Raw genomic sequence first — 12,364 nt, 5'->3', positions numbered from 1 at the left:
ATGATGATAAATTTATATTAATCAATTGGAAAAGAATATCCCAAGGCAAATACAGCGGTTGACTGTTTTGCAGCTGGATGGAAATACCCGGAAATCCCGATCTCAAAATTGTTATGTCTGCCAACTGCTAATCCAATACTAAACGGGATATGCAGCAAAACATCACTTTTGTTGAAATTAACATTTGGTGTAAAGGTTTCAAATTTTCCTATAGAGGTTCCAATACCGCCTTCAATAAATGGCGCAACCCATGGTATTGGGGCACAAAGACGGATTTTGCTTCCTATTAAAAATGCGTTAGTTGTTACTTTATACTGAGGTTGATTTTGGATATTTTGATTTTTTTCTACAGATTCAAAAATAGCTCCCGCGTAAGGTCTTATACTAAACCATGATTTTACTCCTATAATATATTCGCCTTGAAGGTAAAGCCCGCCTCCCATAACGTCTACTTCCTCCTGACTTCCATAATCTTCGATGTAATAAGAACTGCTGGCTCCGTAACCAATAGATCCTTTAATAAATTTGCCTTCTGTTTGGGCTTTTGAATGGGATACAAATAATATTGTAAAAACAATAGTAATAAAATAGCGTTGATTTAAGGTCATAAAAACGATTTTTTTAATTTTTTAAAAGACGCGACTAAAGTAGGAATATTATTTCAAAATTTAATAATAAAAAAACTACCTGATTATTTAAACCAGATAGTTTTTCTAAAATAAAAGTATTAATGGTAATTAGTTCGCTTTTATTTTAATTTGTGACAACGTATTTTCAATACTATTTAATTGTTTTGAAATAATGTAAATCTGGCCGTGTTCCAAATGATTATCTTCGAGTGCTTTTTTGTATTTTTCAATAGCAGCTTCTTCTCCAGTAACACAAGCATTAATAATGGCTTCTGTGTCGCCACCTGTAAAAGATGATTTAATATCAATCCAAGTTCTGTGCAAAGCGCCTAATGGACCTCCGCCTGAAGTGTCGGTTGATTTTCCTAGTTTGTTGATTTCATCTTGTAATTCAACAATAAATAAGGCTCTTTCGCGGGCGTATTCTAGAAAATCAGTTTTAATGGCTGGGTTTTCTACATGTTCTGCTGCGTTTGTATATCCTAGTTTTCCATCTTCAAGAATTGAAATTAATCCTTCTAAAGTTTTTACTGCTTCTTGTGTGGTTTCATCTGTATGTATCATGACTAATAATTTTTAAATTAATACATTACAAAGTTGTCGATTTCTAAAGAGTTATGTTTTACAGGATTGCAAGCGTGGTTTTACAATATTGTGGAATGGGAATTTTGAAACTTATATTTTGTTTGACGCTGATTAAGCAGATTCAAGTAATTTTTTTTGAAAATGAATTTTCTTGTTTTACGGTTTGCGTGAGGGATAGGAGAGAAAAGCCCACAGCCGTGAGGAACGAACAGGCGAGGACTTGTAACGGATAGCCCGACCCGGAGGGACACGCCCAAAATAAGCCCATAAAAAAACAGCTTAAAGTATAAAAGTGATGAAACTTTTGAACCTTAAGCCGTTTTAATAAAACTTTAGAATATTGTTATGCAGTCAAAGCTTCTTTGATTCTGCGTAATGCTTCTTTTAAAATGTCGTTGCTTGTTGCGTAAGAGAAACGAATACAGTTTGGATTTCCAAAAGCATCTCCGGTTACTGTTGCTACGTTTGCCTCAGCTAAAAGATACATCGAAACATCGTTTGCATCTTTAATTTCAGTTCCTTTTAATGTTTTTCCGAAGAAAGAAGAAACGTCTGGGAATACGTAGAATGCTCCTTCTGGAACGTTGATTTTTACTCCCGGGATTTCTTTTAATAATCCAACCACTAAATCTCTACGACCGTGGAAAGCCTGAACCATTTCGTTTAATACGCTTGGGTCAGCATCTACGGCTGTAATTGTAGCTCTTTGTGCTACAGAGTTTGCGCCAGATGTTACTTGCCCTTGGATTTTTGTACATGCTTTTGCAATAAATTCAGGAGCTCCAATGTAACCAATTCTGTATCCTGTCATGGCAAATGCTTTTGCAACTCCGTTTACAGTGATTGTTTTTTCTAACATTCCCGGAATGGAACCGATACTGCAGAAAGTTCCTGAGAAATTGATGTGCTCATAAATTTCATCTGCAACTACGTAAATATTTGGATGTTTTTCTAAAACTTTTGCCAATGCTGTTAATTCTTCTCTGCTGTAAACAGATCCTGAAGGATTGCATGGAGAAGAAAACCACATCATTTTTGTTTTTGGTGTGATGGCAGCTTCTAATTGTTCTGGAGTAATTTTAAAGTCAGTTTCAACAGAAGTTGGAACTTCAACTGGAACTCCGCCAGAAAGTTTTACGATTTCAAAATAAGAAACCCAGTAAGGTGCTGGTAAAATTACTTCGTCACCGTCGTTTAACATTACTTGTGCAATGTTGTATAAAGATTGTTTTGCTCCTGTAGAAACTACGATTTGAGATGGTTTGTATTCTAAATCATTGTCTCTTTTAAATTTTCTGCAGATAGCTTCTTTTAAATCCTGGTATCCATCAACTGGAGAGTATGTGCTGTAATTATCGTCGATGGCTTTTTTTGCAGCTTCTTTGATAAAGTCAGGAGTATTGAAATCTGGTTCCCCTAAACTTAAACTGATAATGTCTTTTCCTTGTGCTTTTAATTCTCTTGCCAAAGCGGCCATTGCTAATGTCTGTGAAGTCGCAAGGTTGTTGATTCTGTCCGAAAGAATATGGTTCATTATAAAAATTTTGAATGTCCTTAATTTGCTGTGTTGATTAAGGAAGGTTATTATTAATAGATTTTTTTTAGTTTTTAAACTGATAATTCTGGTTTCATTCCCAAATCACGCAAATGTTTGAAGTGAGCAATAATAGCACTTCGCATTGTTTTATATTCGTAATAAGGCAGGTTGCACTCTTTTGCTGTTTCTTTTACAATTTTGGCAATTTTACCGTAATGAATATGGCTGATATTTGGAAAAATATGATGTTCGATTTGATGGTTTAAACCGCCAGTGTACCAATTTACAATTGCATTTTTTGGTGCAAAGTTAGTTGTAGTATACAATTGGTGGATTGCCCAAGTATTGTCCATTTCTCCTAAATCGTTTGGAGTTGGGTTTGTTGTGTGATCAACAACATGTGCTAATTGGAAAACTACACTTAAAATTAATCCTGCTGTATAATGCATTACAAAAAATCCTAGAAGTACTTTCCACCATGTAATGCCAATTAACATTGGTAATACAATCCAGATTGAAATATAAATGATTTTAGTAATAATTAATGTTGTCCAAAGAATTTTAGGACTTTTTGGTTCTCCGTAAGATAATTTTCTTTTTAAGTAATTACGCATCTGCTTGAAATCTGTTGTAATAGCCCAATTGAAAGTCAATAAGCCATATAAAAAAACAGAATAATAATGTTGAAAACGATGAAAACTATGCCATTCAGCATGTTCTGTAAAACGAATAATTCTTCCTGCATCAAGATCTTCGTCGTGGCCAGGGATATTAGTATAAGTGTGATGAAGTACATTATGTTGTACCTGCCAGTTGTAAACATTACCGGCAAGAACATAAATTGTTCCTCCCATAAATTTATTAATCCAGCTTTTGGTAGAATAGGAACCGTGATTTCCGTCATGCATTACATTCATTCCAACCCCTGCCATTCCAATACCAATTACAATTGATAAAAGCAGCATTACCCAAAAAGGCATTTCTAATGTAAGGATTAAAAAGTATGGTGTTAGGAAAACTGCGAATAGAATAACGGCTTTTAAGTGTAACTTCCAGTTTCCGGTTTTCTGAATGTTGTTCTCCTTAAAGTAATTGTTTACCCGTGAGTTAAGTGTTCTGAAAAACTTCAGATTGTCTTGCCTTGCAAAAATTGGAGCGTTGTTATTCATAATTGTTTTAAATAGTTTTCAAAGGTAATTATTATAAATTCTCAATTTGCAAAATTGAGTTAAATATTTCAATCGTAAAGTAGTACTTTTGTTAAAAATTTACAGCAATGGATGAGATATTGAAATATTTTCCAAATTTGACCGATCTTCAAATCGAACAATTTCAAAAATTAGACTTTTTATACCACGATTGGAACGAAAAAATCAATGTTATTTCGCGTAAAGACATCGATTCATTATATACAAAACACATTTTGCATTCGTTAGGGATTGCTAAAATTATGAAATTTGAACCAGGAACAACTGTTTTGGATGTTGGAACTGGAGGCGGTTTTCCAGGAATTCCATTAGCGATTCTTTTTCCTGAAACTCGTTTTTATTTAATTGATGTAATTGCTAAAAAAATAAAAGTAGTTCAGGGTGTTGCTGATGCATTAGAATTAAAGAATGTAAAAGCAGAACAAAAACGTGCTGAATTGGTAAAAGGCGATTTCGATTTTATCGTAAGCCGCGCCGTTACCAATATGCCAGATTTTGTTTCCTGGATACATGATAAAATAAAGAAACAACATAAACATAAATTAAAAAATGGAATTCTTTATTTGAAAGGTGGTGATTTGACAGAAGAATTAAAAGATTTTCCAAACGCTACATTATACGATTTAGCAGATGTGTTTGAAGATGAGTTTTTTGAAACTAAAAAGGTGGTTCATTTACCTCTAAAATTTAAACCCTAAAAGAAATAACCCGGAAAAGTAGAGTCTTCCGGGTTATTTTGAATAAATAAAAAATTATTAAAACTAAGAATGTATTCTTGAAAGATTCAAAAATTGATTTGCCTGATAATTTAAGTTATCTATAAATCCATGAATCGCATTTTCTGATGCTTCATTTGTAGGCTTGAATTCAGCGTCAAAGAAGAAGTCACGACATATTACAGGCTCATTAGAAGAATCGTAAGTGGCTTCATCCATTTCATTTAAATCAAAGTTTTGATATTCAGATGGATATAGGCAGATTAATTCAATCATAACCCGGTTGAACCATTGGTCAAATACTTTCTTTTTAGGAGTAATATGACGTGCTAATAATACTAAGCCTGTAAGCTCATTTTGTAAATAATAAGATCCTTTTCTGTAGAGTGTGTCGATCATTCTTACATTCATGTGAGCAATCCATAAAGGTCCGTTTATACTTCCTGAAGCCGGAATTTCAAAATCGGTATCAAATAACAATGGATTAGTTTGCTCAAGACTGTCTATTGAACACCAAAGCGCTTCAATACGTTTTTGAGTATCATTTGTGTCTTTTGTATATCCAATAAAACGCCAATGAACCCATTCTAACAACGCAGCTGCTAATCCAACTGAAGCTTTGTGGTTAATTTGTATTAATAGGCTTTCTAAATCTTCATTTTTTCCAAACGGATCCAATAATTCATTTATTTTCTTTTTATTCCATTTAAAATCAATTGCATGACCAATGCTTTTTGATTCTAAAATGACTTTAGGAACATTGTTTAAATTTCTCATAAGCTAAAATTGTTTAAATAATTCTAATTGATTTTTATGAGACAAATGTATTATGATGTTTTTTTTTGAAATGGAACTAGAAGTTTTTAAAATAACAAAATAAGTTTTTTAAGTCCGCTATGTAATTGGTAATCAGTAAAATAAGAAAATTACTACAAAACATTATCTGAGCTATCCAGACGTTGGTAAATTGTTTTTTTAGCGTTATTTAAATTGTTCAGATTTAAAAAATGTAAGCGATAAATTTAAAATCCTAAAACAAAAGCCGAGTCTCATAAAGACTCGGCTTTTTATATTGACAGATTCTAAAATCTTAAGTAAAAATTATCCTAAGAAAGGATATCTGTAATCTTCCGGAGTTACAAAAGTTTCTTTGATAGTTCTTGGAGAAGCCCAACGCAATAAGTTCAATGCAGAACCTGCTTTATCATTAGTTCCGGAAGCTCTTGCTCCACCAAATGGTTGCATTCCTACAACAGCTCCGGTTGGTTTGTCGTTAATGTAGAAGTTACCAGCAGCGTTTTGTAATTTCGTTGTAGCTACTTCAATAGCATAACGATCCTGGCTGAAAACTGCTCCAGTCAAAGCATACTCAGAAGTAGTGTCAACTAATTCTAAAGTTTCTTCCCATTTAGCATCTTCGTAAACATAAATTGTGATAACTGGTCCAAACAACTCAGTTTCCATTGTAGTATATTTTGGATTTGTAGTTATAATAACTGTTGGCTCAACAAAGTATCCAACTGATTTATCATAATTACCACCAACGATGATTTCAGCATCAGCGTCTTTTTTAGCCTGGTCAATGTAGCTTGCTAATTTATCAAAAGAACCTTCGTGGATAACTGCTGTAATGAAGTTTCCAAAATCTTCCGGAGAACCCATTTTCATAGATTTTACATCAGTAATTAATTGTTCTTTTACAGCTGGCCATAAACTTTGAGGAATATAAGCTCTGGAAGCAGCAGAACATTTTTGTCCCTGGAATTCAAATGCACCACGAGTAATTCCTGTAACTACCTGTTTTACGTTTGCACTTGGGTGAGCAATGATAAAATCTTTACCTCCAGTTTCTCCAACGATTCTTGGATACGTTTTATAATTGTGGATGTTCGCTCCAATTTTAGCCCAAATATCTTTAAATACGTGAGTTGAACCTGTGAAGTGAACACCGGCAAAATCACGGCTTGCTAAAACAGTATCAGTGATCATTAAAGCATCTCCAAAAACTACGTTGATAACACCGTCCGGAACTCCGGCTTCTTTGAAAACTTCTAAAATGATTTTTGTTGAAAATACCTGGCTATCGCTTGGTTTCCAAACTACAACGTTACCCATCATAGCAGCACTTGCAGGCAAGTTTGCAGCAATAGCAGTAAAGTTAAATGGAGTGATAGCGTAAACAAAACCCTCAAGAGGTCTGTATTCTACACGATTCCAAACAGAAGAATCTGATTTTGGCTGATCGTTGTAGATTTGAGTCATAAACTCAACATTGTAACGTAAAAAGTCGATTAACTCGCAAGAAGCATCGATTTCTGCCTGATGAATATTTTTAGACTGACCAATCATTGTAGCAGCGTTGATACGAGCTCTGTAAGGTCCAGCGATAAGTTCAGCAGCTTTTAAGAAAATAGCAGCACGCTGTTCCCATGCCATGTTTGCCCATGCTTTTCTTGATTCAAGAGCATTTGCAATCGCTTTTTCGATATGTTGTTTTTCAGCTAAGTGGTATTTTCCAACGATATGTTTGTGATCGTGTGGAGCAGTAATGTTTCTTGTATTTCCAGTTTTGATTTCTTCGCTTCCAATATATAAAGGAACGTCAATTTGAGAATTCCACATCGTGGTATAAGCTGCCTGAACAGCTGCTTTTTCTGGAGAGTTCGGCGCGTATCCTTTTACAGGCTCGTTTACCGCTTTTGGTACATGAAAAAATCCTTTAAGCATGTTATTTAAAATTAGATTATTAGATAATTTATAGTTAGATAATTTGATTTGTTACGAATAATCTAACGCTGCACAAAAGTACAAAGGATAAATTAATAAATTGATAATTTTATGATTAAGATAACGATAAAAAGAATCGTACTAAAGGGATGCCTTTAATTTAAAGCAAAAGGAGCGCACATTCTAAAAGTAGGAACGATTACTTTGAATGTTTTTGTTGTAGTAAAGTTGATCATATTGAAATGACCTTTCATGGCCCCATAAGGAGATGATAGTAAACAGCCAGAACTGTAAGTATGGTTTTCGCCAGGTTTTAGAACTGGTTTTTTCCCAATTACGCCTTCACCATCTACTATTTCTAAATCGTTTAGAGAATCAAAAATTTCCCAATGGCGTGAAGTTAACTGCACAGAATCTTTACTGTGGTTTTCAATTGTAACTACATAACTAAAAGCAAAATGTATCTTGTAGTTCTTGAAGTAAGTACCTTCAAAACTAGTCAAAACGGATATTTTTATGCCTCGTGTAATCTGAGAAACCATACTAACGCAGTATATATGTGTGTGTTATAGTGGCAAAGTTAAGAAAAAAAATCGTTTAATCTAGAACCTTAACATTGTTTTAATTGACTATATTGATAGAGTTTGCATTTCCTTTTCCAATAACGCGCTGATAACGGTCTGTTGCTTCTTTATAATAGACCAAAATTGTGTATTCGTTTTCAGTCTGATAGAAGTTTCCATCAATAGCATTTTCATAATCAATAACGCCTTTTTTATCAGCAACAGTGTACTGAAAATTAGTGAATCCCTGCTTGATCATAATGGCTTTTTCGAAAACTGCTTTATCAGTATTGTAATCCATTTTATATTCTGGCGAAAGGCTGTAATTGTTAAACATTCCTGTAATATAAATGTCTTTATTTAGTCGGAATGCCGGAGCAGATAATGTAAAGTAAACCCAGGCATAATCAGCTTCAATATCATTGTTAGATGCATTGATGTTTTTAACAACAAAATTTCCGTTTACATCTTCATAGTTCGTATAAATCTGATTTCCTCTTGCAGCATTAGTATATAAGTGAGCGTTATAAATATCGCCGTTAGAACCCACTTTAGCAACATTATTACTGGCGGCACGAATGTCTTTGTTTTCAAAATACAAAAATTCATTTCCGCCCCAAAACTGAGTTTCTTTATCGTATTTATAAACCAGTTGATTACCTATTGTATATTGAGGAACAATATTTTTTATAGCTGTATTAAAATTTCCATTTTGTAATAAAAGAACTTTTACATTTTGTAAAGGCGTCTGAAATACAATATCATTAGATAAAATGGCAAAATCTAAGTTTTGTTTGTAATCAATATTACTCAGATTTCGACTTCTTTTTACCTGCGCTGTTACAGTTGAATGATTTTCGTATAAAATAAACTTTCTCGAAAGCACTAATTCACGGTCTTCATTTAAAATTCTCAACATGTAATTCCCGGAAAGCTTTATTTGTGTTGTGAACTGATTTGGAAAAGATAGTCTGTAATGCGAGTAAATCTGAAGTGTATTAAACGAATTAGAATAATCATTAATTCTTTGATTATCCAAGCCGCCAATATAATCTGTTTTCGGAATATCAGTTGGGATCCAGTTATAATCACAATGCAGAATTTCAAAATAATAATTGGCCTCACTTCCAAATAAATCATCAAACTGAAAAGCAAACGAAGAACCTAATTCAAAAATAGGAACAACATTACTTCCGTTTTGAACAAAAGAAACAGTTTTAATATTATAAGGAGGTTCAACCTCGTTTTGAATTTGCTGAGCAGTTATCGCACTAAAGAAGAAAAAAAATAAAAGGCTCTGATATAAAAATTTTGACATCTTATTTATGTTGTAAGATTGTAAATATAACAATTTTATACAACGAAAAACAGCCAGATTTATTGGTTTAACGTATTACGAATTCAAAATGTATTCTAAATTAGCTTCGATTTCATTGTTAATATAGCTTTCCTCTAAAAGCGAATCAGATAACAGTTTTTTATTTTCCTGCAGTTTAATGATTTTTTCCTCAACCGTATTTTTAGAAATAAATCGAACAACATTTACTTTGTTCAATTGTCCAATTCTATGTGCTCGTCCAACTCCTTGTTTTTCTGCAAAAGGATTCCACCATGGGTCTAAAAATAAAACGTAAGAAGCTTTGGTAATATTTAAACCAACGCCTCCTGCTTTCAACGAAATGAAAAACAATAAGGGTTCTTCTTTTTCCTGAAATAATTTTACTTGTTGTTCCCTTTTATTGGCTGGAGTTTCTCCCGTGATTTCACAATATTGGATTTTGTTTTGCTTGCACCAGTCGGTGTAAAAACTAAGATTAGTGACAAACGAACTGAAAATAATCACCTTTTGTTTTTCGTGGACTAAAGTTTCCAGATAATTGGTAACCGCAATATATTTTCCAGAATCTATTTCTGATTCCTGATCAACCATTTTCGGATGGTTACTCAATTGTCTTAACTTCATCAAAGTGTTTATAATGCTAATTTTATCCGGACTTGAACCATCTGTTTTCAATAAAAAGTTACGGGCTTTCGATTTTTCTTTTTCGTATAATTTCTCCTGTTCAGGATCCATTTCACAGTAGTAAATCTGCTCTGATAATTCAGGTAAATCTTTTAAAACCTGTTCTTTTGTTCGTCGCAAAATATAAGGTTGAACAAGAGTTTTTAATTCTGATAAAATAGTTTCGTCCTGTCTTTTTTCAATTGGAGTTTTAAAATTATCCATGAAAAACTTATAATTTCCTAAAATATCAGGATTTATAAACTGCATCTGCGACCATAAATCGTCAAGCGAATTTTCGATCGGCGTACCGCTCAAAGCAATTTTATGAGCTGTGCTAATCTTGTTGATGGCTTTAAAAATCTTAGAATCTTTATTTTTAATATATTGACTTTCGTCCAAAATCAGATAACGGAAATCATATTTTTCTAAAACAGCAATATCACGATGAACAATGCTGTAACTCGTAAAAATCAAATCTGTTGTGGCTAATCTGCTTGCTAATTGTTTTCTGTCATTTCCTACATACTGCATTTTTGAAAAATGCGGAGTGAATTTTAGAGATTCATTATACCAGTTAAAAACCAGTGAAGATGGTAAAACAATCAGTGTTTTGAGTGGTTCTCTTTCGATTGTAGTTTCATTTGAAAACAGATCAAAATTGGTTGTTTTGGTTGTAAATCCCAATTGTTCTTGCACTGCAACCAAAACAGCCAAGGTCTGCAAGGTTTTTCCAAGTCCCATGTCATCGGCTAAACAAGCGCCTAAATTGGAGTTGAAATGCCCCAAAAGCCACTGCACACCTTCAATTTGGTACGGTCTTAAAGTTGCTTTTAATAAATCAGAAGCTTTGAATTCGGCTTTTGTTGTTATATCGTCTTTAATTTCAGGAATCGCATCCAAAGCGGTAAAATTGCTCTTACGCAAAAGAAGATTTCCTCCTTCTGTTTTGGCTAGTTTGGCCAGTGAACTGTATTTGCTAAACCACTCCAGCGGAATTAAAAAGTAGTTTCCGTCAGGCAATTGAAAAAGTCGTTCTTTGCTTTTTATGTTTGGAATAATTTCGCTGAAATTGATTTTATACGTTCCAATCGTAATGATAATTTTAATATCAAACCAATCTCCGGCTGTTTCTTTTGAAGCTGAAACAATATGATTTTCAGTGATAATTTCTTTGCTTTCCGCTTTTAGATTTTCAATTGTAAATCCCAGATTTTCCAATTCTTCTTTATGGTCAATAATGAATTGAATATTAATGTAAGGATCTGGATTTTCAGTTTCTGAGTCCAGTCCGTAGAATTCATTTTTGATTATGGTCAAGCCAAGTTCGGCCAATTTATCGGTATAAAAAGCCTCTTCAGAACTTCTTTTAAATTGAATTATTTTAGGCTGATTGGCAATGCTGAAATCAACAAACGAATGTGTTTTTTTGGTTTTGGAAGCATCAAACAAATATCCATCATAATCAAAATAAAGATTAAGATAATAACAATTTTTAAAGAAATCATGAACCGGCTGAATCGTACAGGAAATAATTTGATCACGACTTTCGACTTCAAAACCTGTTGATTCAATGTCGATTTTCTTTGCTATTTCAGGAATAAAACTTTTGAAATAATCATCGACTAATTTTGATGGAATTTCAATTGATTTTTTCTTTAGAAAAGGCATCAGTTTTTTAGCGTTAAGCGCTGTTAACTGCCCCAGTTTCTTATTGATAATTAACCACCCTGGCTCGTCTAAAAGAATCTCGGCTTTTTTATCCATAGGTAAAAAGGCAGTTTCGTTTTCTTTTAGAGAAAGGGTATAGGTAATTCCTTCGTCGTGTTTGTCGAATTGAATCTGAGGTTCAAAATAAAGCGGACTCACATCAACTCTGGAACGATAAAAATCTTTCTCAGGCCCGAGGTTTAATGACAACGGAAATTGCTCTTTTACAATTAAATCATAAAAAGAACCTAAATGAAATTTTAAATGCTGACGAATTGCAAAATCAATTTTGGAATCTTTTTGCAAATCGGTAATCGTCTTAGCGGATTTGATTTTGACACTGAATTTTTTGAAAATGAATTCAGGTTTTAAAGATTCGCAGGCGGTCAGAATTTTTTTTGAATTAGAATCCAGATTATCGTAAACAATCCCGAAGCTTTGCATTACGCCGGGACTTGCTTTTTTATCCAGATATTTAATTTCATCAGTATTCTCAACAATGTAGGCGGTTGGGATATAAGTATTGAGATTTTTTTCTAAACTGATGTCAAAGCAAAATTGAAATGATTTTGTAGGTTCCAAGATTTAGGGATTTGGTTAGGCTTATATTTTGGGAATAGGGCAAAAAAAGAAAGAGTTTTCAAAATAGAAATAATTTGAAAACTCTTTTAAATGAACTTATATCAC

At 33.2% G+C, this 12,364-nt stretch carries 10 protein-coding genes; 1 reads left to right on the top strand and 9 read right to left on the bottom strand.

Features of this window, described 5'->3' with window-relative positions; all coding sequences use genetic code 11:
• Positions 1-17: 17 nt before the first annotated feature.
• From ACFS3A_RS15590 to ACFS3A_RS15575, 4 genes are all read right to left on the bottom strand, one after another.
• A complete protein-coding gene (locus ACFS3A_RS15590) occupies positions 18-608 on the bottom strand; it encodes a hypothetical protein (protein ID WP_379826488.1) in 591 nt (196 codons plus the stop codon).
• A gap of 129 nt (positions 609-737) precedes the next feature.
• Positions 738-1,193: a ferritin-like domain-containing protein gene (locus ACFS3A_RS15585; RefSeq protein ID WP_379826487.1), complete on the bottom strand. Its 456-nt coding sequence runs from the start codon at positions 1,191-1,193 to the stop codon at positions 738-740.
• A gap of 364 nt (positions 1,194-1,557) precedes the next feature.
• Positions 1,558-2,748, bottom strand: a complete 1,191-nt coding sequence (locus tag ACFS3A_RS15580) for a pyridoxal phosphate-dependent aminotransferase (RefSeq protein ID WP_379826486.1) — start codon at positions 2,746-2,748, stop codon at positions 1,558-1,560.
• Between the two features lie 74 nt (positions 2,749-2,822).
• Positions 2,823-3,920: a fatty acid desaturase family protein gene (locus tag ACFS3A_RS15575; protein ID WP_379826485.1), complete on the bottom strand. Its 1,098-nt coding sequence runs from the start codon at positions 3,918-3,920 to the stop codon at positions 2,823-2,825.
• A 107-nt stretch (positions 3,921-4,027) separates the two neighbouring features.
• Here ACFS3A_RS15575 and rsmG point away from each other — a divergent pair, with 107 nt between their 5' ends.
• A complete protein-coding gene (gene rsmG / locus ACFS3A_RS15570; RefSeq protein ID WP_179001450.1) occupies positions 4,028-4,657 on the top strand; it encodes a 16S rRNA (guanine(527)-N(7))-methyltransferase RsmG in 630 nt (209 codons plus the stop codon).
• A gap of 63 nt (positions 4,658-4,720) precedes the next feature.
• Here rsmG and ACFS3A_RS15565 read toward each other — a convergent pair whose 3' ends face one another.
• The 5 genes from ACFS3A_RS15565 to ACFS3A_RS15545 all read right to left on the bottom strand — a co-directional run bounded on the left by ACFS3A_RS15565 (position 4,721) and on the right by ACFS3A_RS15545 (position 12,259).
• A complete protein-coding gene (locus ACFS3A_RS15565; protein ID WP_379826484.1) occupies positions 4,721-5,452 on the bottom strand; it encodes a hypothetical protein in 732 nt (243 codons plus the stop codon).
• 324 nt (positions 5,453-5,776) lie between these two features.
• Complete coding sequence (gene pruA / locus ACFS3A_RS15560; protein ID WP_379826483.1) at positions 5,777-7,402, bottom strand: L-glutamate gamma-semialdehyde dehydrogenase; 1,626 nt, start codon at positions 7,400-7,402, stop codon at positions 5,777-5,779.
• A gap of 155 nt (positions 7,403-7,557) precedes the next feature.
• Positions 7,558-7,944: a Co2+/Mg2+ efflux protein ApaG gene (gene apaG, locus ACFS3A_RS15555; RefSeq protein ID WP_041517556.1), complete on the bottom strand. Its 387-nt coding sequence runs from the start codon at positions 7,942-7,944 to the stop codon at positions 7,558-7,560.
• A 79-nt stretch (positions 7,945-8,023) separates the two neighbouring features.
• Positions 8,024-9,283 carry a type IX secretion system plug protein gene (locus tag ACFS3A_RS15550; protein WP_379826482.1) on the bottom strand — a complete coding sequence of 420 codons (1,260 nt, stop codon included), beginning with the start codon at positions 9,281-9,283 and terminating at the stop codon, positions 8,024-8,026.
• 75 nt (positions 9,284-9,358) lie between these two features.
• Entirely contained in the window at positions 9,359-12,259 is a 2,901-nt protein-coding gene (locus ACFS3A_RS15545; RefSeq protein ID WP_379826481.1) for a DEAD/DEAH box helicase, read from the bottom strand.
• Positions 12,260-12,364: the final 105 nt, after the last annotated feature.

Origin of the sequence: Flavobacterium notoginsengisoli, from assembly GCF_042686225.1 — a bacterium.
Lineage (GTDB): Bacteria > Bacteroidota > Bacteroidia > Flavobacteriales > Flavobacteriaceae > Flavobacterium > Flavobacterium notoginsengisoli.
Note: the sequence above shows the minus strand (reverse complement) of the source record. Positions and strands in the feature narration are given on the sequence as shown.